The organism is Arthrobacter sp. 9E16, assembly GCF_002929435.1.
Lineage (GTDB): Bacteria > Actinomycetota > Actinomycetes > Actinomycetales > Micrococcaceae > Arthrobacter_B > Arthrobacter_B sunyaminii.
Genome location: NZ_PJIU01000001.1, coordinates 1,057,039 through 1,078,857, shown reverse-complemented (window position 1 = coordinate 1,078,857; position 21,819 = coordinate 1,057,039). Strand labels below are relative to the sequence as shown.

The window sequence follows — 21,819 nt, the reverse complement described above, 5'->3', positions numbered from 1 at the left end:
GCCGACCGTCCGACCCCTGGACAGCGCTCCGCTCCATTTGGCCGGATCTTCCCTGGGACGCGGCGCAGTTTCGGCGCGGAGCCTTTCATCACGTGGCGGTGCTCGGAGAAGCCGCAGTTGTCCGCGTTGTCTACGGGCCACGCCATGTGCAGAGCACAGAGGGTGAAGCGGGCAACCTGGCCGCATTTACCCATACGGGGCTGCCGTTTCTCATCCCGGCCGTGCTGCGGACACCGTTTCACGGCTCCGGCTGGTCCGCACAGCTCAACAGCTATGTTCCCGGCGACCACCGGCCGCTTGAAGCATGGACCGCGGTGCGCGAGCCCCTTGCGCGGATCTTGGCGGCGCTGGCCGACGTCATTCCGCGGTCCGGAGGCAGCCTCCGCCCGGTCCGGGAATGGTGCGGTGCGGGGGAGTGGCCCGCCATAGTTGCCGGCATCACCGTGGCCCTGCCGGGCCGTGAAGCCAAAGCAGCCGGCCGCGTGGTGGCGGACGTCCTGGCAGCCGAGGAAATGGTGATTCCCGCCGTCGTGCACGGCGACCTGGGCCTGCACAACGTGCTGTGGAACGGCCCCGGGGTTTCAGGGTTGGTGGACTTTGACAACGCCTGCCTCGGGGATCCCGCGATGGACCTGGCGCCGTTGATCGGCGCCTTTGGCGCTGCTGCGGTTACTGACATTGCTGATCCGGACCTGGTGTCCCGGGCGCAGCTGCACCGCGCGTCCCTGTCGCTTCAGGTGGCGGCGGCTGCTGAGCTTGCCGGAGACGGGGAACTGCGCGACTTTGCCCTGGGCAATTTCAGCGACCGCTTCTCCAACGGCACACTTTACGACCCCGGCCCGCGACGCACGGTGTAGGCAATGCACCGTGTAGGTTCAGGGGAAACGGGACTGTGACGGGACGGGGGGAACATGATGGGCGAAAGGAACCTGTCCACGCAAAGAACCCGGATTGTGCTGGGCAACCTTGCCTTGATCAAGGGGTGGTTCGTTGCCACCGCGCTGTGGCTGGGGCTGGTAACGGTCGTGTACATCGTGGCGGCCATCCTCGCGGGGCGGGACGAGCCTGCGTGGGACATGGAAGCCTTCATGTTTTGGCTGGCGCTGATGACGTGGGGAGCCGGCGGAGCCCTGTTGCTGGGCGGTCCCCTGGCCGTGGTCCTAGGTCTTCTGCTGCGCCCGGTGCGCGGGCAGTGGATCCACGTGGTCGTGTTCTTCGCGGTGCCGGCGGCCATGCTGTGGGCCTGGACCGGGTTCAGCACCGACCTGCCGGTCATGGGATGGATCCTCAGCATTGGTGCGGCGGCAGCGCTGGGCCGATTCTCCGTCCGCGGCGACGTTGAAGTGGTGTCCGCCGGCCGCAGGGAGCGTCTGGAGGAGAATGACAGTGGCCACGGGTAAGGGGATCCGGACCGTGGCTTATGAACCGAAGCACCGCTCGGGATCAGTCCCTGCCCTCCGTCGCCAGCAGGGCAATGGCGTCCTGCGCCGGTCCGAAGAACGTCAGGGGATCAGCTACCTCTGCCGGAGATGAGGAAGCACCCTGCTGCACCACGACAAAGCGCTCGCCGTCGCTGCGTTCCAGGTACCAGGAACCGGCCATCACGCCCGGTGCGCTGCCGCCCTTGAACCCGATATAGGTCCAGTCGCCGCCGATTTCCAGGTTGAGTCCGTTGTTGGCGCCGAGGATGTCCCGCAGCGGCGCACCAGCGTCGGTTGCGGCCCGCTCCTGCAGAGCCAGATGCGCCCGCATCAGATCCTCCGCGGTGGCAAACCAGTCCAGGTCCTGCTGCCATACCGGGGTGGTGACCGCCGCGGCCGGAATGTCCAGCACGCCGCCCGGCAGGGTCTGCAGCAGCTCCCGGCGGGCGTCGTCGTCGGCCTCCGCCCACTGCCCGCGCACGGAATCCTCCACGCCCCAGCCCAGCTGGAAAAGTTCCCGGGTGTTCAGGAACGGGGTGTTGCGGTCCGGATCCGCGTGTCCGGCATCGCTGAGCGCCTGCTCGACGGCGGGACGGCCGACGGCGTGCATCAGCAGGTCGGTGGCGGTGTTGTCACTGATGGAGATCATCTTCTGCGCCGCGTCCCGGACGGTGACGGTGGTCCCGGCCGGTGCGTCCTGCAGTTCCCCGGAGGGCAGGCTGCGCAGGTCATCGGTGACGGTGAGCTTGGCATCCCAGGACAGCGTGCCGGCAGCCACCGCATCGCTGACCGCCACCAGCACGTAGAGCTTGAAGATGGAGCCGACGGGCTTGGCGGTGTCGGCATCGATATCCAGGATTGAGGTGCCGTCCGCAGAGCCGTCCGCTCTGCGGTAAACCGCCATGGCGGAGCCGTCCGGCAGGGCTGCCATATTGGTTTCCACTTCTTCCCAGCTGGCAGCGGGCGTGCGGGCCGGGGTGCCGGGACCGAAGAAAATGCCGTTGATCAGTCCTGCCTCATCGACCGAAAGCTGCAGGTCCATGAGGTCACCGGGGGTGCTTTCCATCGTGAAGACGCCCTGGGCGTCCGTCGCGTTGACAGTGATGGGCGTCCAGGGGCCCTGGGAGCGCACCTGTTCCAGCACCTCCGCCAGTTGCTCTGCAGACAGTTCGGAGAGGATCACGTCCGCGAACTTGTCCGCAAAGCCATCAGTTGCGACCGCCGTTTCACTGTTGATCAGTGTCAGGACCCACTGTGCCTGGAGACCCGCAGGCGTATCGGGAAGCCCTACCGCAGGCTGCAGAGCTGCTTCGGTGGCGTTTTTGGTTTCGGTGGGTTGGGATTCCGGTTCTGCCTGCGCCCCGGTACTGGAACAGGCAGTCACCGAGAGTGCCAGGGCGGCGGCCAATCCGGCCACGAGTCCGCGCCTGCGAAACCGCCCGGTGGTTGTCCTGCGGCGGAAACGGAAAAGCCCTGTCTGCATGCTGCCCTTTCACTGCTGTACGTGCGGAACGTGTAAGGAGTGGGACAGTGCTCCGTGCAGTTCCCCAGCCGCCGGTCTGGACAGGCTAGCAGGTCAGCGCTGCATCACCCGTCCCGGTGTCCTGCGAGAACCCGAGGGTGAGCAGCGGCGTCACCGCATCCTGTGACAGGGCTTCAAAGACCATCCGCTCGTGCGGAACCATCAAAGTGGGAAGTGCTGCGAGAGGAAACCAGTGCAGATCGGTAGCCCTCTCCGGTTCCTGCAGCTCTGGCTGCCCGGTCCATCCGGTACAGAGGAAGAAGAAGTCCACCCGGTCCGGGCGGCCGGGGTCTTTGCGGTGCAGGGTTGTCAGCGGTGCCAGCTGATCGGCGCCCACGGTGAGTCCCAGTTCCTCCCGCGTCTCGCGCACAGCGCAGCCGACGGCGGACTCACCCGCCTCCACATGCCCGGCTGCCGCCGTCGCCCAGAAACCGTCCAGATATCCGGTGGTGCCGCGCCGCTGCAGCAGCACTGAAGGTCCATTGCGGAAGATGACGTAGGAGACCGCGATCAGGCCCGGTCTGTCGGTCGGCGAGGCTTCGTGCCTACGCCCTTCTCCGCTCACGGCAGCCTCAACTCGAGCAGCTGAAGCGCCGGAACCGGATCGGTCGCCAGCCGGGCGTGGATCTCCACATCAAACCGTTCCCCGTCATAGTGCAGCTTGTCCCGCTGAATTCCCTCGGCGGCAAACCCAGCGGACCGGGCGACTCGACAGGACGCAGGGTTGTTGGTGCGGTGTCCGAGCTCCAACCGGTGAAGCTGCAGTTCCTCCGCTGCCCAGTGGGCAAGGGTTGCCGTTGCGCGTGCCGCCAATCCCCGTCCCCGGGCCGGTGCCGCCAACCAGTAATAGGTCCATGCCGTGCCGTGACAAGGATCGATACGGCTGAGGCCCACATTGCCCACCGCCGTACCATCGGCCACGATGGCCAGATTGTAGGCCGTCTGTGAATCCCAGCCCAAATCCTCCCCGATGACCCGTTCCGCGCCGGCGGGTGTTTCCGCGTCCGGGTCCAGCTGCCGGTCCAAGTCGGAGCTTGCGCGGTAGGCGGCTGCCAGCGCGCCGCCGTCGGATTGCCGCCAGGGCCGCAGCAAAAGTGAGGTCATGCGCCGAGGCTACCAGCCGCCGTCGTCAGGGGTCCGTGCGGAACGGACCGTCTGCCGTCGCCTCGTGAACGGGCATCCACCGTTCCCCCGCTACTGCTCCCGCGCGTAGTCTCCAAAGATGAATCCGGTCATGGTTTGTCTGTGGATCTTCGCCGCCGTCTGCGCCGGGACCTGGCTGCTCTCGCTCATCACGCGGGAGTACTCCTGGACCGACCGCATCTGGTCCCTGGTTCCCCTCGCCTATGTGTGGGTCTTTGCGGTGGCTTCCGGCTTTGAGGGCCGCCTGGTCCTGATGGCTGTGCTGGTCACTCTGTGGGGTGCCCGGCTGACCTTCAATTTTGCGCGCAAGGGCGGCTACGCGCCCGGCGGGGAGGACTACCGGTGGGCGATCCTGCGTCAGCGCATGAAACCGTGGCAGTTTGCCGTCTTCAACCTCGCGTTCATCAGCATTTACCAGAACATCATCATCTTCCTGATGACCCTGCCGGCCCTGACCGTGTACCAGAACCCTGCCCCGCTCAATGCCGGAGACTGGATCCTCGCAGTGCTGTTCGCGGGCGCCCTGGCCGGAGAAACTGCTGCTGACCAGCAGCAGTGGAACTTCCAGCAGTGGAAGGGCGCCGAGCGCAGGGCGGGCCGCCCTCCGCAGCCGGGCTTCCTGCAAACCGGGCTCTTCCGGTATTCCCGCCATCCGAATTTCTTCTTCGAGCAGGCGCAGTGGTGGCTGTTCTACGGCTTTGCGGTGGCAGCCACAGGGGCGTGGCTGCACTGGACCGTCCTGGGGGCGTTGCTGCTCACCCTGCTCTTTATGGGATCCACCGTGTTCACGGAGAGCATCTCGCGGTCCCGTTACCCGGATTATGTGCAGTACCAGTACCGAACGTCCGCCATCATTCCGCTGCCGCCGCGGCAAGGGCTGCGGCCTGCGGCGGAGGCCGGCTAGAGGTCGGCAGCGGTCTTTCGGGCGAGGTGCGCGCGACACGCCGCGTTGTTCCCTGTGCCACAAACGGGTTCAATTGGGACTAGAATCTTTTCGACAGGTGTTGAATAGCAAAGAACATCGTGTTCACACCTAAGGAGATTTGTAATGGAACGCGTCAGCGGAAAAGTGGCATTGATCAGCGGCGGTGCACGGGGCATGGGCGCTGCCCACGCCAAGCGCCTGGTGGACGAGGGCGCCCGGGTTGTCATCGGCGACATTCTCGATGACGAGGGGCAGAAGACCGCCGAACAGCTTGGCGAGAACGCCCGCTACGTCCACCTGGATGTCACGAAGCCCGAGGACTGGGAAGCTGCCGTCCAGACAGCAGTGACCGAGTTCGGCGGACTGGACGTACTGGTCAACAATGCCGGTATTGCCAACTTTGGCCATATCGAGGACTTCACGCTGGATCAGTGGAACGCCATCATGAACATCAACCTCACCGGTGTGTTCCTGGGCATCAAGGCGGCCATCCCGGCGCTGAAGGAGTCCAAGGGCGGTTCCATCATCAACATCTCCTCCACCGCCGGCCTGCAGGGCTTTGTGGAGCTTCCCGGCTACACGGCCACCAAGTACGCAGTGCGCGGCCTGACGAAGTCGGTGGCCCTGGATCTGGGCAAGTACGGCATCCGCGTTAACTCGGTGCACCCCGGCGTCATCAAGACGCCGATGACCGAGGGCATGGAGAATTCCATGAACCATGTTGCGCTTCACCGCATGGGCGAGGCTGAGGAAGTCTCCAACATGATCCTGTTCCTGGCCAGCGACGATTCCTCCTTCTCCACCGGAGCCGAATTTGTGGTGGACGGCGGCGAAACGGCCGGCCTGGCCAACCACTAACGGCAACTACATAAGCTTGCGGCGTCCCCCAGCGCCGCGGCACGGAAGGGCTTCGCTTCGGCGGGGCCCTTTCGTGTATCTGAGAAGATAAGTTCCATGCCTGAACCGGAAGACCCCAAGCCCCAGCGGCGTTCTTCTCACGATGAACCCCGGACAGCCCGCACCCGGGAAGCTCTGGAAGCCGGTTTGTGGGAATTGCTGCGCGATCACGAACTCGCGGACATCAGCGTGGCGGCACTATGCCGCCGGGCCGGGGTGCACCGCACCACGTTTTACGGCCACCACCGCAATATTTTCGATTTTGCGGCATCGGTTTACGCCGGCGTCGTGGACCGGCTAGGCACCGTGGACGTGGATCAGCGCGGCACGGGGCGGACCGTGGAGGAAATCAACGTGCTCTACATTGATTCCGTGCGCCGAATCCTCCAGCACACCAGGGAGGAGGAGCGGGTCTATCGGGCGTTGTTCCATACCGAAACCTTCCTGGGCGTCATGGCCGGCGGGTTGGCCCAACGCTTCCTCCTGTCGCTGCACGTCTGGAAGGCGCATGGCGTGGTGCCGGCAGTCAATCTTGAAGCAACGGCCGCGTATCTGGGCGGCGCCTATGCGGCATGGATTGAGCAGTGGGTAGTCTCCGGGGACAACGACGTCGACGGCTGGCTGGGTTCGCTGGTGTATCTGCTGCCTCCGTGGTGGCCTCGGTCCGGATACCCGGGAGTCCGCCGGAGCGCGCCTGAGCCGGCAGTTGGTTCCACCACGCCGGGTGGACCGGGCCCGGATCAGCGCTGACGCTGCCCCTGCACGGTCGGACCGGCGTTCGCCACGCCGGAGAAACGGCTAAGCCTGTCTTCCAGGGCCACCCGCACTCCGGGCCACTCCGGCGCGAGGATGGAATAAACCGCAGTGTCCCGCCAGCTGCCGTCCGCTCGGAGCCGGTCCCGGCGCAGGATCCCCTCGAACGTCCCGCCGAGTTTCTCGATTGCGGCCCTCGACCGGACATTAAGAGCATCAGCCTGAAGACTGACACGGCCAAATCCCGCGTCAAAGGCATGCTCCAGCAGCAGGAGCTTGGTCTCGGCGTTGACGGCAGTGCCCCAGACAGAAGGGCTGTACGCAGTCCACCCCAGCTGAATCGTCTCCTGGCGCAGGTCCAGGTCCGCGAGGGTGCTGGTGCCCGCCACGGGACCGGGCCTGCCGTCTTGGAGCAGCCGCACCGCGAATGGCAGGGCATCCCACCGGTAGTAGGTCTGCGCCCAGGCGGCGAAGGCGTCCGGCTCCGGGTGCAGTCCCGCGGGGCCGCCGCCGTAGCCCCCGGCGAAGACTTCCGGAACGGCGATGGCACGGTGCAGCTCCGGAAGCAGACCGGTTGTGAGCGGTTCAAGCCGGACAAACCGGCCGGTGAGCACGGAGGAGGCGGGGCGCACGGCAGTCATGCAGTCAGCCTAAGACGCCGGCTCCTCCCGGCACCCTTTATGACGGACGGTCAGAGCAGAAACTTATCCGGCGTCAGCGGCAGGTCCCGGACCCGGATCCCGGAGGCGTTGTACGCGGCGTTGGCGATCGCCGCCGCGCTGCCCACAATTCCAATTTCGCCGATGCCGCGGGCGCCCAGCGGGCCGGCATGCTCGTCCACGTCCTCAATCCACAGTGCCTCCATGTCCAGCACATCAGCGTTGGTGGGAATGTGGTATTCGGCCAGGTCATGGTTCACGAAGATCCCGAACCTCGGATCCAGGACACTCTGCTCATGCAGCGCCATGCCCAGCCCCATGGTCATCGCCCCCAGGAACTGGGACCGCGCGGTGCGCGGATTGATGATCCGTCCCGCGGAAAAAACGCCCAGCATGCGGGGTACCCGGATTTCGCCGGTGTCCGAGGAGATCCGGACCTCGGCGAAATGCGCGCCGAAGGAATACAGGGCCAGGTTCTCCGCCTCGGGGTCCTCCGGAGCGTTCGCCTCGGTCTGCGCCCCGGGGGAGGGATGTTCTCCGTGGTCGGCCCGGAACGCACGCGCGGCGGCAATAATTGTTCCGCCCCAGCTGGCCGTTCCGGAAGATCCCCCGGCCACCGAGGCGGCAGGGAAGGCCGTGTCGCCGATGCCCAGCCGGATCCGGTCGATCGGCGCGTCGAGCGCGTCGGCGGCGATCTGCGTCAGGGCCGTCCAGGCGCCGGTGCCAATGTCCGCCGCCCCAATCTGCACCGAGTAGATGCCGTCCTGCTCATAGCGGATCCGCGCGGTGTTGGACGGCTGGCGCATGAACGGGTAGACGGCGCTGGCCGTGCCCAGGCCCACCAGCCAGCCGTCCTCCTGCACGGAGCGGGGCCGGGTGACCCGCCGGTCCCAGCCAAAGCGATCGGCGCCGAGGTCAAAGCACGCCAGCAAATGCCGGCTGGACCAGGGATTCCCGGTCTCCGGATCCACCTCCGGCTCATTCCGGCGCCGCAGTTCAATGGGATCCAGCCCGGCTGCGGCGGCGAGTTCATCCATCGCGACTTCGGGACCGAACATGCCCGGACACTCGCCCGGTGCGCGCATCCACGAGGGCACCGGGATGTCCAGTGGCGCCAGGCGGGTGGTGGTGCTCCGGTTGGGGGCGGCGTACATCATCCGGAACGGCGCCGGGGTTTGCTCGGCGAATTCCTTGATCCGGGAGGTGTGTTCCGCGATGTCCAGTGACATGGCGGTGAGACGGCCGTCGTCGGCGGCTCCCAGCCGGATGCGCTGGAGGGTGGGGGTGCGGTGGCTGGTCAGCGTGTACATGTGCTGGCGGCTGACCGGAAACTTCACCGGCCGCCCGTCGGTGACCTGCGCCGCCAGGGCGGCCATCACCACATGGACGTGCGGCATGCCCTTGGAACCGAAACCGCCGCCCACATGCGGGGCAATGACATGGATCTGTTCCTCTTCCAGCCCGAGCACCTGCGCCAGCGTGCCCTTCACGGCATGCACGCCCTGGGTGGAGTCCCACAGGGTCAGCACGGCGCCGTCCCACTGCGCCACGGTGGCGTGCGGTTCCAGCGGATTGTTGTGCTCGGCCGGGGTGGAATAGGTCTGGTCGATCTTCAGCGCAGCGGTGTCAAAGGCGGCATCCACGTCCCCCTCGCTGCTGTCCGTAGGCGTGCCGGCATTGAGTTCCTCGGGTGCATACAATTCCGGATGATCTGCGCGCAGTTGGGCGGAGAACGGCTCCTCGGTGTAGGTGACGGTGACGGCAGCCGCGGCTTCCCGGGCAATTTCCGGGGATTCGGCCAGGACCGCGGCAACAATCTGCCCGCGGTAGCCGATGGCCTTGTCCTGCAGGACTGCCAGCTCCCGGTCGGACGGGTCTTCCAGACGGGGCGTTGTCTCGGAGGTAAGGACCGTGAAGACGCCGTCGATGGCTTCGGCGGCGGCGGTTTCCACCCGCTCCACAGCGCCGCGGGCAATGGCCGAAAGCACGGGATACAGATACAGCGGGTTCTGAACCGGCTGCTCATACGCGTACGGGGCGGTGCCTTTGACCTTTAGTTCGCCGTCGAGGCGTTCATACGGCGTGCCGATGGCCCTCCCGGGCAGCAGGTTGCTCATGAATCCAGTTCCTCCCAGCCGGTGTCCCCGGGTCCGTCAGGGCCTTCGGGATGATCAGTTCCTGCAGCGCTTGCGTCGGGGGCAGGGGCCCCGGCCAGATCCCGCAGCACCGCGGCCAGAGTGTTGCGGACCATGGGGATCTTGAAGCCGTTCTCGCGCAGCGGTTCAGCCGTCGCCAGCTCGAGGTCCGCGGCAGCGCGGAAATTCTCTTCGGTTGCCTCCGTTCCACGCAGTGCGGCCTCCGCCTGAAGTGCGCGCCAGGGCTTGTGCGCCACGCCGCCCAGGGCAATGCGCACGTCACGGATCACCGGAGGGTTCGCGCCGTCGTCCTCCAGTTCCAGGGCGGCCGCCACGGAGACCAGTGCGAAGGCGTACGACGCGCGGTCCCGCACCTTGCGGTAGGCGGACCGGGCGGGTGCCGGGGGGAGTTCGACGGCGGTGATCAGCTCGCCGTGTTCCAGCACCGTGTCCCGCTGCGGCTCGTTCCCGGGCAGCCGGTGGAAGTCGCTCAGGGGAATGATCCGTTCCCCGGCCGGCCCGAGGACCACCACGGCGGCGTCCAGTGCGGCCAGGGCCACCGCCATATCCGAGGGGTGCGTTGCCACGCAGTCCTCCGATGCGCCCAAAATGGCGTGGTAGCGGGTGTAGCCGTCGACGGCGGAGCAGCCGGTCCCGGGTTCGCGCTTGTTGCAGGGGGTGGTGGGGTCCTGGAAGTACACGCAGCGGGTGCGCTGCAGGAGGTTGCCGCCGGTGGTGGCCAGATTCCGCAGCTGTCCGGAGGCCCCGGACAGCAGTGCGGAGGACAGCGCGGAATAGCGGCGGCGGATGTGGGTGTTGGCCGCGAGGTCGGCGTTGCGGACATTGGTGCCGATCCGTACCCGGCCGTCGTCGAGCACGTCCACGGTGTCCAGCGGCAGCCGGCTGACGTCCACCAGCAGGGCGGGGGAGGCAATCCCGAGTTTCATCCGGTCCACGAGGTTGGTGCCGCCGGCCAGGAAGGCGGCGTTGGGATTTGCTGAGACCAGGGCAACGGCGGAGGCGGCATCCTGGGCACGCCGGTAGTCGAAGGGGATCATGACCGGTCCTCCGGATGGGAGGGCATTGATGCTGCGGTGGGGGAATCCGGGACGGCAGGTTCGGCGGGATCGGGCAGTCCCTTGCGGAGGGAAGCGGCTGCCTCGGCCGCCTGCCGCACTGCGGCCACAATGTTGACGTAGGCGCCGCAGCGGCACAGGTTCCCGCTCATGCGCTCGCGGATCTCATCATCGGTGAGGTCGATGCCGCCCTCGGCTGCCGGATCTGTGGCGGTGGAGGGATGCCCGGCAGCGGCTTCTTCGATAATTCCGGCCGCGGAACAGATCTGCCCCGGAGTGCAGTAACCGCACTGGAAACCGTCCTGTTCCAGGAAAGCCTGCTGCACCGGATGCAGATGACCGTCCGGGACCACATCGGCCAGTCCCTCCGCCGTGATGACCTCCGCGCCGTCGTGCGCCACCGCGAGGGTCAGGCAGGAATTCGCCCGCCGCCCGTCCAGCAGCACGGTGCAGGCCCCGCACTGCCCGTGGTCGCAGCCCTTCTTGGGGGATGTCACTCCGAGCCGGTCCCGCAGCGCGTCCAGTACGGTGGTGCGGGTGTCCACGGTCAGTGTCCGTTCACTGCCGTCCACCTGCAGGGTTATTTCAGCATCCACTTACGTACCGCCCTTGAGTAGAGTCCCATTGGTGCTGAAACCTACCGGAGGCGGTGTGATGCCGACAACCGTCCTGTCCGCTTAAACAAAACGGTCCCCACCGGTTTTCACCGATGGGGACCATCTTCTTGGTTGCGGGGGCAAGATTTGAACTTGCGACCTCTGGGTTATGAGCCCAGCGAGCTACCGAACTGCTCCACCCCGCGTCGTACTTAGAACTCTACCCCCATGTGAGCCGGGAAGAAGAATCCAGTGACCGCCGTCACGCTCGAGGCGGCAATGTTTCCTCGGTAGGGTGGGGCTGTGAGCCTGCCTACCGTAGATACAACTGTCACCTATCCCGCCGGCGCCGTGGAGTCCTCCGGCACCGTGCTGCACGTTTCAGACGCCGACGGCGCCCGCGTGGTCCTGCTGGACACCACCGCCGTACATCCGGTGGATGCCGGGTGGCCGGACCAGGGAGCGGACCGTGCGGTGCTGACCACTGCCGACGGCACCTCTCATGAAATCCGCGACGCCGTGGTGGCGGCCACCGACGGAACCGATCTGTTCCTGGGTGCGGATGTTCCGGTGAAGAAGGGCACCGAAGGCTGGGCCTTCACGGTTGCCCACCTGCTCCCGGCCGGTGCGGCCGTGCGGGAAGGGGACTCCGTGCGGATTGACGTGGACGCCGCCTACCGGAGCGCCCTGTCTGCGGGACACACGGCCTGCCACCTGGCGTCGCTGGCCCTGAACCGGCAGCTTGCCAAGGCCTGGAAAAAGGACGTCCTGACGGATGCCGCCGGCAACCCGAACTTCGACGCCCTGGCCATCGAGACCTCCACCATCACCGAGCACGGCTCCACCGATGTGTACCGGCTCGGCAAATCCCTGCGCCGCAAGGGCTTTGTCCCGGACACCCTGCTGGCGGACCTGCCCGCTGCGGAAGCTGGTATCAATGCCATCCTGGCGGACTGGACCGCCACCGGGGCAGAGGTTCGGATCGAGTGCGACGGCGTCGGCCTCACCGACATGCGCCGCTGGAGCGTTGACCTGCCCGGGGGCACTGTTTCCATTCCCTGCGGCGGAACGCACGCTGCCTCCCTGAAGGAGACCGGCGGCATCCAGGTCACGCTCACCGCAGAAGAGGGCGACGGCGCGGTAACCGTCACCATGGACACCATCTGCGTGCAGCCGGCCGGCTAAACCGACGCGCCCACATAAGCCGCCAGATGCTGGCCGGTGAGCGTGGTTTTGCCGGCAACGAGGTCCGCCGGGGTGCCCTCGAAAACTATCCGGCCGCCGTCGTGCCCGGCGCCCGGCCCCAGATCGATAATCCAGTCGGCGTGCGCCATTACGGCCTGGTGGTGCTCAATGACAATCACCGATTTACCGGAATCAACCAGCCTGTCCAGCAGCCCCAGCAGCTGTTCCACATCCGCGAGGTGCAGTCCGGTGGTGGGCTCGTCCAGGACATAGACAGTGCCCTTTTCGGCCATTTGGGCGGCCAGCTTCAGCCGCTGCCGCTCCCCGCCGGAGAGCGTGGTGAGCGGCTGGCCCAGGTGCAGGTAACCCAGGCCGACGTCGGCGAGCCGAACGAGGACCCGGTGGGCTGCGGGGGTGGAGGCTTCACCGCTGCTGCCAAAGAAGAGCTCGGCGTCGGTGACGGACATGCCGAGCACTTCGGAAATGTTCTTGCCGCCCAAGGTGTATTCCAGGACTGCCGCCTGGAAACGCTTGCCTCCGCATTCTTCACAGGTGGATTCCACCGTGGCCATTACTCCCAGGTCGGTGAAGATCACGCCTGCCCCGTTGCAGATTGGGCAGGCACCTTCTGAATTGGAACTGAACAGTGCGGGCTTGACGTTATTTGCCTTCGCAAAGGCCTTGCGGATCGGCTCCAGCAGTCCGGTGTAGGTGGCCGGGTTGCTGCGCCGGGACCCTTTGATGGCCCCCTGGTCAATGACGACGACGCCGTCCCGGCGGGCCACCGATCCGGAGATCAGCGAACTTTTGCCCGAACCTGCCACCCCGGTGAGCACACAGAACACGCCCAGCGGGATATCAACGTCGACGTCCCGGAGGTTGTTCGTTCCGGCGCCGCGGACCTCCAGTACGCCGTCGGGGGTGCGGACACTGTCTTTCAGGCGTGCCCGGTCGTCCAGGTGATTTCCGGTAACGGTGCCGCTGGTGCGAAGGTCCGCCACCGTACCTTCAAAACAGACCGTTCCGCCGTCGCTCCCGGCTCCGGGACCCAAATCGATGACATGGTCGGCGATGGCGATGGTTTCGGGTTTGTGCTCGACGACCAGCACGGTGTTGCCCTTGTCCCGCAGTTGCAGGAGCAGCCGGTTCATCCGTTCGATGTCATGCGGATGCAGGCCGATGGTCGGTTCATCAAAAACGTACGTCACGTCCGTCAGCGAGGATCCTAGGTGGCGGATCATCTTGGTGCGCTGGGACTCCCCGCCCGAAAGCGTTCCCGAGGGCCGGTCCAGGCTGAGGTAGCCGAGACCGATTTCAGCGAAGGAGTCCAGCAGGTGCTGCAGCCCGGCCAGCAGCGGTGCCACCGACGGCTCGTTAAGGGTGCGGACCCATTCCGCGAGGTCGGAGATTTGAAGGGCGCACGCGTCGGCGATGTTCTTGCCGTTGATTTTCGAGGAACGGGCCTCGGCGCTGAGCCGGGTGCCGCCGCACTCGGGGCAGGTGGTGAACGTGATGGCCCTGTCCACAAACGCGCGGATGTGCGGCTGCATGGCCTCCGGGTCTTTGGACAGCATGGACTTCTGTATTTTGGGAATCAGCCCCTCATAGGTCAGGTTGATGCCGTCCACCTTGATCTTGGTGGGTTCCTTGTACAGCAGGTCGTGCAGTTCCCGCTTCGTGAACCTGGCGATCGGCTTGTCCGGATCGAAGAAGCCGGTGCCGCTGTAGATGCGGCCGTACCAGCCGTCCATGCTGTAGCCGGGGATAGTGAGCGCGCCTTCATTCAGGGATTTGCTGTCATCGTAGAGCGCTGTCAGATCGAAGTCAGTCACAGACCCCATTCCTTCGCAGCGCGGGCACATGCCGCCGAGCCGGTTGAAGGTGGCCTTCTCTGCCTTGGTCCGGCCGCCGCGTTCCACGGTGATGGCTCCGCTGGCCTTCACCGAGGGGACATTGAACGAATACGCGTTGGGGGAGCCGATCTGCGGCTGGCCGAGCCGGCTGAAGATGATCCGCAGCATGGCGTTGGCGTCTGTAGCGGTGCCCACGGTGGACCGGGGGTTGGCTCCCATCCGCTCCTGGTCCACGATGATGGCCGTGGTCAGCCCCTCCAGCAAATCAACATCCGGGCGGGCCAGATTGGGCATGAAGCCCTGCACGAAGGCGCTGTAGGTTTCGTTGATCAGCCGCTGCGACTCCGCCGCAATCGTGCCGAAGACCAGCGAGCTCTTGCCGGAGCCGGAGACGCCGGTAAAGGCAGTGAGGCGGCGCTTGGGGATCTCAAGGCTGATCCCCCGGAGGTTGTTTTCCCGTGCTCCGGAGACCCGGATCACGTCCTGGCTGTCGGCTGCATGCGCAGACGGGGAGCCGGTCTGCGCTGCGGTTCCTGGACTGATGGCCATGCCCGTGGGTTCCTTCGGTAAGTGTCAGTACTTCCGCCTGAGGCTACAGGTTCCCCTCCCACGGCTCGCCGTCCCGGCATAAAAAATCCCACAAGTGCCCATCCGGATCCGCGGCCGTTCCCAGATAGACGCCCCTGTCCCGGAGCCGGGCACGGGACACCACCCTGCCGCCGCTCGGCGCGCAGGCGGCGAGAATCTCATCCACCTCGCCGCGGGTGGGAAAGGCCAGGGCCGTGCGGCCTTCCTGGCTGACCGGCCTGGGCAAAAGCACCAGCACAATGGCGGCAGAAATGTTCAGGGCCGAGAGATCAACATTGCTGAGCCGCTCATTGAGGGTAAAGCCCAAGCCCATGTAAAAGCCGGTGGACCGGTCCAGGTCGGACACCGGGAGGTGCGGATAAATGACGGGATACAAGCGAAGCCCTCCCAGGTCCTGCCGGGTCTCTACTCGGGGATGGACGGATCCATCCACATGAACTCCCAGACGTGCCCGTCCGGGTCGGTGGCGGCGCCGGAATACATGCCCGGCATCTGTTCGCGCGCGGGTTGAAACACGGCTCCGCCGTTCTTCGCGGCGTTCGCCAGGAAAGTGTCCACTTCTTCGCGGGTGTCGCAGCTCAGGCAGTTCAGCACTTCCTTGCCCGCCGCGCGCAGGTGCGGGGTGTCGCCTTCGGGAAGGAACCCCGAGAAGAACTCCTGCTGCAGGAGCATGACGACAATGGTGTCGGAAATGATTACGGCGGCGCAGTCCTCGTTGCTGAATTGAGGGCTCTGCTTGAATCCCAAACCCAGATAAAACTCAGTGGATCTGCGAAGGTCGGCAACAGGGAGATTGGGAAAAATCATGCGCTCCACGGCCATGTCCTTTCGAAGGTGCAGCCATCCGTCCCCCTCTAAGAACGCTGTCACAGCTGCGCTGCCCCGTCCAGAGCCGGATCACGGTGCAGCCCTTTATCGGCCTGCGATGTTAGCCTTGTGCTGCCGAAGGCGGGCACCGCATGGTGCTATCTACCTGGCAGATCCGGCAGCTGTTGCCGCCATCCGCATTCAAGGAGATATCCATGACCACCAGTGACGCTCAGTACCTTGCCCGTGCCATCAACCTGGCCACCGCCAACGTTGCCGCCGGCGGCGGTCCGTTCGGTGCCATCGTCGTCACGGCCGACGGTTCGGTTTTTGAGGGCCTCAACCGGGTCACCGCCAACAACGACCCAACGGCACACGCCGAAGTGACGGCCATCCGGGCCGCCGGTGCCGGCACCGGAACCCACGACCTCAGCGGCGCCGTGCTGTACACCAGCTGCGAACCCTGCCCCATGTGCCTGGCGTCTTCACTCTGGGCTCGTTTGGACCGTGTGGTTTTTGCGGCGGACCGCCATGATGCGGCCCGCGCAGGCTTCGATGATGCTGTGTTCTACGAGTACTTTGAGAAGCCGGTTGCGGAGCGCTCGCTTCAGGTGACGCAGGCTGCGGCTCAGGACGTGTCGGCAACCGCCCCGTTTGAGGCCTGGACTGTTGCGGAGAACCGCGTCGACTACTGACGTACGGTTGCGCTCGGCCGGTTGGCCACGCCTCAGCCGAGCCTGCCCCAGGGAGCGGCCGCCGGAGGAATCGGCGGCTGGACGCCCGGGCCGATGGTCTTCGCGAAGCACACCGAGTCCGCCACCTCGGCGTAGGGGCCGAAGTTGGGCACCACGGTGTAGCCGCCGTGCCGGTAAAAGCGCTGGCCGTCGGGCTGGGCCGACCCTGATTCGGCGGCGATGACTGCATATCCGGCGGCCCGCGCCCGGTACTCCAGGGCGGTCAGCACGGCGGTGGCCACCCCGGAACCCCGGGCGTAGGGAAGAACATAGATCCGTTTAATCTCGGCCGTCGAGTCATCCAGCCGCCGCAGCCCGCCGCAGCCAAGCGGCTGGCCGGAGCTCTTCTCATACGCGACGAGGAAAACGGCCACGTCTTCGGCGGTGGGCGGCGCCGGTTCGGGTGCGGATGTTCCCCAACGGCTGTTCAATTCTGCCTGCTGGGCGGCGCGCAGGTCAGCGCCCACGGGGTTGCTCCAGGGCACTTCGCGGATGGTGAGGTGCGGCGGCTGATCGGCAAGCATAGGGCCTCCTGCTGAGGGTGCTCCGGAACGGGATTTTCCTTCAATCTAGGGGCGTGCCGTTTCAGCGGTGTTTCAGCTGCATGGCAAGTTGGCTAAGAGAAGCGGAGAATCCGGATGCATGCAAAAATGGAAGGGATGACTTCCCTCGATACTTCCCCCGCAAACCCGTCCAGACCGGTTGGCACCTCCAAGGCCCAGCTGCAGGCACGGAAGACGCAGGTGCGGCCCGCCACCGAGGGCTGGGAACAGGCCAAGGAACCCGACGGCCGCCCGCTGCTCCAGTTCAAGTCCCCGCGGGTGTCGCAGCCCCCGGTCCATCTGGCTGACCTGACCCTGCCCGAGCGCCAGGCCAAGCTTAAAGAGCTGGGCCTCCCGGCGTTCCGCGCCAAGCAGCTCTCAGTGCATTACTTCCAGCACTACACCACGGACCCCGAAGCCATGAGCGACCTCCCCAAGGAGCGCCGCGATGACCTGGTGAAGGAAATGTTCCCGACGCTGCTCACCGAGGTCAAACGCCTGACCACGGACAACGGCGACACCATCAAGTTCCTGTGGCGCCTCTTCGACGGTTCCCTCGTGGAGTCCGTCCTGATGCGTTACCCCGGCCGCATCACGCTGTGCGTGTCCAGCCAGTGCGGCTGCGGCATGAACTGCCCGTTCTGCGCCACCGGCCAGGCCGGTCTGACCCGGAACATGTCCACGGCGGAAATCCTGGACCAGATTGTCCAGGCCAACCGGGTGATCAAGGAAGGCGGCCTCGGCGGCAAGCGCCGCGACGGCGGGCACGACGCCGAGCGCGTCACCAACATTGTCTTCATGGGCATGGGTGAGCCGCTGGCCAACTACAAGCGCGTGATGAATGCTGTGCACCGGATGGCCGCAGAGGTTCCCGAGGGCCTGGGCATGAGCGCCCGGAACATCACCGTTTCCACCGTGGGCCTGGTGCCGGCAATCAACAAGCTGGCCGAGGAGAACATCCCGGTGACGTTCGCTCTGAGCCTGCATGCTCCCGATGACGAACTGCGTGACGAGCTGATTCCGGTGAACAGCCGCTGGAAGGTGGACGAGGCCCTGGACGCCGCGTACAACTACTACCGCGTCACCGGCCGCCGCGTCTCGATCGAATATGCGCTGATCAAGGACATGAACGATCATCCGTGGCGCGCGGACCTGCTGGCCAAGAAGCTGAACTCCCGCGGCCGCGGCTGGGTGCACGTGAATCCGATTCCGCTGAACCCCACGCCGGGTTCCATCTGGACCTCGCCGGAACCGCACGTGACCCGCGAGTTCATCAACCACCTGATCGACGCCGGCATCCCCACCACCCTGCGCGACACCCGCGGCAAGGAGATCGACGGCGCCTGCGGCCAGCTGGCTGCCGCGGACTAGGAACCCGGAAACACGTGGGCGGGTAGGGGCATCAGCCCCCTACCCGTCGTGGGCCGCGTGCCAGCTGTTGTGCAACATCTGGTGCTCAGCTGCGATAAAGGCTCCGCACCTCCGGCACGTTAAATGTGCTGCGCGTATTGCTTTCTCATACTGGTCGAGTACCTTTACCGGCTCCACGCCGAGGTATCGCTGAATCTTAGTCATGAACCCCATGACGCCCAGTCTGCCTTTCACGGGCCCGCCGCCCAAATGCGGGGCCTTGAGTCCGCTTCAGGCTACGAAGATGCAGAACGGGTGCCCGGCCGGGTCGGCGTAGACGTATAACGGCTCCTCGGGATCATCCGTCCGGTCGAAAAGGAGTTCAGCACCCAGCGCCATTGCCCTGGAGTGCTGGTCTTCGAGCGTCCCGCGGTCGGGAACGGTGAGGTCAAGGTGCATCTGCATGGGCACATCAGGCCTGGGCCAGGTGGTCCGCTCAAGCTGTTCCACGTGCTGAAAAGCGAGTTTTCGGTTGCCGTGCGCGTCGGTCAGTACCAGCCAATCGACGTCGTCGGGGGCGCCTTCCGGCGCGGGTTCATCTCCGTGGCGATACTGCAGCCCTAGCAGCTGGCGGTAGAACTCCGCCAGTCCCCGCACATTGGGTGTGTCCAAAACGGTGTGGAGCAGCTGCGGGAAACCGGTCATGGGCCAACAATAACGGCGCCGGGACTTTGGAAGTGACAGCAAGTAGCTCCGGTTGCTTAGTCCCAGACAGTTGAGGGTGATAGAACGTGCACGCAAACGATGGTGGTCTCAACCGGCATCGTTTCCGGGAACGCATGCAACAGCACGGGCCGTACCGTTGACCCACGCTCATCGGACCCGTTTGCGGGCGGGATATATGCAAATGCTCGGCGCCGGTCGCGAACGTGGCGACGTCCCCGGAGGGGAATCGGCGGCAGCATGTCGCGCTGAGCGACCGGCTTGCGGGCACAAAGAGATTGCGGACGCAACCCTGTGAGAAACACCCTGAGCGCCGCCTGCGTTCATCAAAGGGAGTTTGCCGTTCCACGTCTCGGTGCCGTTGCTACGGGCCGCTTTGTCTCCTTGCGTCATCTCATCGCCGTAAGCCAGAAGGTCCTAGTTTGACTCTGAGTTGAACTGAAACCCGCGATAAGAGCTGCGCACGTTGAAACGTCGCCCGTCTTTGCGGCGCTGAAGGAAGCCTGCGATCGTATCTACATCCCTAGGTCTCATCCCAAGTTCGCGGCACTTATTGCGAACTTGGTCGACTGAGATTGGCATCCATCGATCGGGACGATTCATCATGTCTGCCTTGAGCTTGTCTTCTTCATTCCACTTCAGACCGGACGAGTAGCCGGCAGCCATGTGCGCGATATGTTCCAAGATGCCCTCCACGCCGTTCGGAAGCGGCTTTTGTTCCTTCTCGCCCTCAGCGAGCCCATTCGCTTCCACCGTCTGTTCGTGAAAAAGCTGCACCGGCTTGGCATCAGCAATCCATTCAGCAGTGTCCCGCTCGTTCCACTCGATGACCGCGATTGCATCTGCTCCGCACCCCCAAAGATCGTCCAAGTGCTGACGGTCAGGCCAAGCGTAGATAACCCGCGCACCGGAGAGTAATCCTCGGGAGAAACCCCGCCAGGCCCGATGTGTCACGCGTGGGCGTGACACCAGCCTCTTCAGGCTCGCTCCTTCAAAGTCTTTCCGCGGCGTCACAACGACAACGGGGCCACCTGGTTGTGCGAGCAACCAATTGATCGCGCGCACGTTCTGAGGTTCACGGGACATCTCGCCCTCACTGAGCCGCGAGATCGCAACTGGGTTGGGGTAGCCATCAGGCAACATCATGTTCTTCCTTTACTCGGAGCTGATACTTGCAAAGGTACAGGCGACGTCTGACATTCAACTCTTGGATACTCACTATGAAATGCACGGTGAGGGATCCCTGACCGCGACGCCTTCCGAACTTCCCCTTGGCAATCGGACACGGATAACGATACGAAGCACCGCCCTAAATTCCGTCTCGGCCAATCTCTCCGACTGGAACGCAAACCGGAGAACGAACTACATGTCACGCTGCCGCACGGGTGTGCACGAATACGATGGAATTAGAGACACCAGCGACTGAGATGGGACGTGCCAGGAGAACCTGTCTCGTCGTAATGGGGACAAAACGTCTATTGCTGTTTCTAACCTGCAGGGGATGGCGCTGCTGGTCGGGTTCGATGACTCATCGGCAGCGCGAGGCCGGTCCACATTTGTGGTGGAAAGATCTGGAGATCGCTATACGAAGCATTGCTTCAGAGCCTCTTGAGCGTAGTTGCCTCGTATGAGCAGGTCGTACCCGCCTCCAGGTTTGAGCACGTATCGAAAATCTGTCCAGCTTTCTCGTGACGCGTACTCCATGAAAGGGATGCTGAGCTCCCGTGCTCTCTCCCTTCCGTAGTACACCGTATTTATCACGCACTGGCTTTCCCATAGCGCAGACCACAAGCCACTGTTGAGCGGGTCCCACTTGAGTTCTGATGGCCCCATGCTCATCAGAACAATGTCAATGGTTGGAACCGTGAGGCGAAGGTCGTCTACGGGTTCGCAATGGATCGAGATCAGCGGCTCAGATGAGTGAGGGTCCGTATGATCCCAACGCTGTTGGACCTCGCCGCGGAGAGTGATCTCCGACAAAGCTGTGACACCACTACCTAGATAGTGGTGGGCAGCTACACGCATCGGTTCATCGTGTTTGTCATGATTGTTCAACTGCCTTGCCCAAGTTGACGCCCCAGCCTTCATCCACTCTCTGTCCGTTGTCCCTCCATCTGGGTGCAGATCGAGGAACGGCTGGAATGACTTTATCCGGTCTAGGATCACCTCGGGGATAAAGTGATACCGCCTCACGAAGGGTTCCCACTGGCGCTCGTCAAAGTACGACGGCCAGTGATGAGCTCCCCCTTTGAGGTTCTTCGTGATTCCCTCTTCTCCATCACTCGCACGTTTCACGACATCTTTAAATAGGTTGTCCCTTGCGCTCGATAGCTGGTTGAGGATCTCGCCCGCAAGCAGTGCCCACTCTTCAACTGGGGGTTGAACCGTGAGGGAGAACTCATGGATCGTGCCGCCAGACTTCGAAACGTGCCGTATATCTGGGATATATTCCTGGAACCAGGCAACTTGGGATGCGTAGAAGGCGCTGGCCCTAGTGAAAGCGAAGCGCAACCGCTGTAGAGGGACTTCAGACAGATCGCGTCCAGGTTGTAGTTGTGGTGAGTCCCCGTCCTGGAGCCACTTCTTCATCTGGTCGTCTGTCATCGGAGTTACTTTCAGCTAGTGGAACGATGGATCGGGGGGCAACAGCCACTGGTTCCAGTATTCCTGCCGTGGCCACCCGTCAGTGAAGAAAGTCTCCCACCCTTACTTGGCGTGGCCACTGCTGGTCACCGGTAGCGCCGCCTAGCCAGGGGCCGTCCAAGAGGTGGCAGCCGTGGTCCTCTACTGCCATCACTCGCGCTGACCTCTACACTCTCTTGGGCGAGAGAGACCATGTATAGGAGATTGACATGAAGCCTCCGCGCGGACAGACTAGGGGGGACCTATACATTTGGTATAGCTCCCAAC

22 protein-coding genes and 1 tRNA gene are annotated in these 21,819 nt (G+C 64.6%); 8 read left to right on the top strand and 15 right to left on the bottom strand.

The annotated features are described in order from the left end of the window. The first annotated feature begins 92 nt into the window (after window positions 1–92). Window positions 93–857, top strand: coding sequence for an aminoglycoside phosphotransferase family protein (locus CXR00_RS05170; protein WP_181032200.1), 765 nt, complete (start codon window positions 93–95; stop codon window positions 855–857). A 54-nt stretch (window positions 858–911) separates the two neighbouring features. Beyond that, entirely contained in the window at window positions 912–1,400 is a 489-nt protein-coding gene (locus CXR00_RS05165) for a hypothetical protein (RefSeq protein WP_104053397.1), read from the top strand. 43 nt (window positions 1,401–1,443) lie between these two features. Here the strand turns inward: CXR00_RS05165 and CXR00_RS05160 are convergent, their stop codons facing one another. From CXR00_RS05160 to CXR00_RS05150, 3 genes are all read right to left on the bottom strand, one after another. Continuing rightward, a complete protein-coding gene (locus tag CXR00_RS05160; protein WP_181032477.1) occupies window positions 1,444–2,838 on the bottom strand; it encodes a Cpe/LpqF family protein in 1,395 nt (464 codons plus the stop codon). 151 nt (window positions 2,839–2,989) lie between these two features. Next, window positions 2,990–3,508 carry an NUDIX domain-containing protein gene (locus CXR00_RS05155; RefSeq protein WP_258059788.1) on the bottom strand — a complete coding sequence of 173 codons (519 nt, stop codon included), beginning with the start codon at window positions 3,506–3,508 and terminating at the stop codon, window positions 2,990–2,992. Next, entirely contained in the window at window positions 3,505–4,047 is a 543-nt protein-coding gene (locus CXR00_RS05150; protein WP_104053395.1) for a GNAT family N-acetyltransferase, read from the bottom strand. Before CXR00_RS05150 ends, CXR00_RS05155 begins: the two co-directional genes overlap by 4 nt. A gap of 118 nt (window positions 4,048–4,165) precedes the next feature. On the opposite strand from CXR00_RS05150, the gene CXR00_RS05145 reads away from it, so the two are divergent. The 3 genes from CXR00_RS05145 to CXR00_RS05135 all read left to right on the top strand — a co-directional run bounded on the left by CXR00_RS05145 (window position 4,166) and on the right by CXR00_RS05135 (window position 6,658). Then, window positions 4,166–4,990, top strand: a complete 825-nt coding sequence (locus CXR00_RS05145) for a DUF1295 domain-containing protein (RefSeq protein WP_104053394.1) — start codon at window positions 4,166–4,168, stop codon at window positions 4,988–4,990. Window positions 4,991–5,134: 144 nt separating this feature from the next. Next, a complete protein-coding gene (locus CXR00_RS05140; protein WP_104053393.1) occupies window positions 5,135–5,869 on the top strand; it encodes a glucose 1-dehydrogenase in 735 nt (244 codons plus the stop codon). A gap of 96 nt (window positions 5,870–5,965) precedes the next feature. Next, entirely contained in the window at window positions 5,966–6,658 is a 693-nt protein-coding gene (locus CXR00_RS05135) for a TetR/AcrR family transcriptional regulator (protein ID WP_104053392.1), read from the top strand. Here the strand turns inward: CXR00_RS05135 and CXR00_RS05130 are convergent. The 5 genes from CXR00_RS05130 to CXR00_RS05110 all read right to left on the bottom strand — a co-directional run bounded on the left by CXR00_RS05130 (window position 6,649) and on the right by CXR00_RS05110 (window position 11,333). Continuing rightward, complete coding sequence (locus CXR00_RS05130; protein WP_104053391.1) at window positions 6,649–7,302, bottom strand: GNAT family N-acetyltransferase; 654 nt, start codon at window positions 7,300–7,302, stop codon at window positions 6,649–6,651. The two genes, CXR00_RS05135 and CXR00_RS05130, sit on opposite strands and share 10 nt — an antisense overlap. A 50-nt stretch (window positions 7,303–7,352) precedes the next feature. Then, the gene (locus CXR00_RS05125) at window positions 7,353–9,437 is read right to left on the bottom strand and encodes a xanthine dehydrogenase family protein molybdopterin-binding subunit (RefSeq protein WP_104053390.1); all 2,085 of its coding nucleotides are present in this window, start codon (window positions 9,435–9,437) and stop codon (window positions 7,353–7,355) included. Continuing rightward, the gene (locus tag CXR00_RS05120) at window positions 9,434–10,513 is read right to left on the bottom strand and encodes a xanthine dehydrogenase family protein subunit M (protein WP_104053389.1); all 1,080 of its coding nucleotides are present in this window, start codon (window positions 10,511–10,513) and stop codon (window positions 9,434–9,436) included. The genes CXR00_RS05125 and CXR00_RS05120 overlap by 4 nt, the downstream gene beginning before the upstream one ends. Beyond that, window positions 10,510–11,127, bottom strand: a complete 618-nt coding sequence (locus tag CXR00_RS05115; RefSeq protein ID WP_104053388.1) for a (2Fe-2S)-binding protein — start codon at window positions 11,125–11,127, stop codon at window positions 10,510–10,512. Before CXR00_RS05115 ends, CXR00_RS05120 begins: the two co-directional genes overlap by 4 nt. 129 nt (window positions 11,128–11,256) lie before the next feature. Next, window positions 11,257–11,333 (bottom strand) — tRNA-Met (locus tag CXR00_RS05110). Between the two features lie 97 nt (window positions 11,334–11,430). Between CXR00_RS05110 and CXR00_RS05105 the strand changes: the two genes are divergently transcribed. After that, on the top strand, window positions 11,431–12,312 hold the full coding sequence (locus CXR00_RS05105; RefSeq protein ID WP_104053387.1) for a metal-dependent hydrolase: 882 nt from the start codon (window positions 11,431–11,433) through the stop codon (window positions 12,310–12,312). Here the strand turns inward: CXR00_RS05105 and CXR00_RS05100 are convergent. Genes CXR00_RS05100 through CXR00_RS05090 form a run of 3 tightly spaced genes read right to left on the bottom strand, consistent with a single transcriptional unit; the run spans window position 12,309 to window position 15,560 of the window. Beyond that, on the bottom strand, window positions 12,309–14,714 hold the full coding sequence (locus CXR00_RS05100) for an excinuclease ABC subunit UvrA (protein WP_104053386.1): 2,406 nt from the start codon (window positions 14,712–14,714) through the stop codon (window positions 12,309–12,311). The genes CXR00_RS05105 and CXR00_RS05100 overlap by 4 nt on opposite strands. Window positions 14,715–14,757: 43 nt before the next feature. Next, window positions 14,758–15,129, bottom strand: a complete 372-nt coding sequence (locus CXR00_RS05095; protein WP_104053385.1) for a VOC family protein — start codon at window positions 15,127–15,129, stop codon at window positions 14,758–14,760. A gap of 29 nt (window positions 15,130–15,158) precedes the next feature. Further along, entirely contained in the window at window positions 15,159–15,560 is a 402-nt protein-coding gene (locus CXR00_RS05090; RefSeq protein WP_258060303.1) for a VOC family protein, read from the bottom strand. Between the two features lie 215 nt (window positions 15,561–15,775). Between CXR00_RS05090 and CXR00_RS05085 the strand changes: the two genes are divergently transcribed. Continuing rightward, complete coding sequence (locus tag CXR00_RS05085; RefSeq protein WP_104053384.1) at window positions 15,776–16,255, top strand: nucleoside deaminase; 480 nt, start codon at window positions 15,776–15,778, stop codon at window positions 16,253–16,255. Window positions 16,256–16,287: 32 nt separating this feature from the next. Here CXR00_RS05085 and CXR00_RS05080 read toward each other — a convergent pair whose 3' ends face one another. Continuing rightward, entirely contained in the window at window positions 16,288–16,818 is a 531-nt protein-coding gene (locus CXR00_RS05080) for a GNAT family N-acetyltransferase (protein WP_104053383.1), read from the bottom strand. A gap of 135 nt (window positions 16,819–16,953) precedes the next feature. On the opposite strand from CXR00_RS05080, the gene rlmN reads away from it, so the two are divergent. Beyond that, window positions 16,954–18,207, top strand: a complete 1,254-nt coding sequence (rlmN, locus tag CXR00_RS05075; protein WP_237685545.1) for a 23S rRNA (adenine(2503)-C(2))-methyltransferase RlmN — start codon at window positions 16,954–16,956, stop codon at window positions 18,205–18,207. A gap of 270 nt (window positions 18,208–18,477) precedes the next feature. Here rlmN and CXR00_RS05070 read toward each other — a convergent pair whose 3' ends face one another. From CXR00_RS05070 to CXR00_RS05060, 3 genes are all read right to left on the bottom strand, one after another. After that, a complete protein-coding gene (locus tag CXR00_RS05070; RefSeq protein WP_104053382.1) occupies window positions 18,478–18,891 on the bottom strand; it encodes a VOC family protein in 414 nt (137 codons plus the stop codon). A gap of 435 nt (window positions 18,892–19,326) precedes the next feature. Further along, window positions 19,327–20,055, bottom strand: a complete 729-nt coding sequence (locus tag CXR00_RS05065; protein WP_219815981.1) for a hypothetical protein — start codon at window positions 20,053–20,055, stop codon at window positions 19,327–19,329. A gap of 435 nt (window positions 20,056–20,490) precedes the next feature. Further along, a complete protein-coding gene (locus CXR00_RS05060) occupies window positions 20,491–21,513 on the bottom strand; it encodes a hypothetical protein (protein WP_104053381.1) in 1,023 nt (340 codons plus the stop codon). Window positions 21,514–21,819 lie beyond the last annotated feature (306 nt).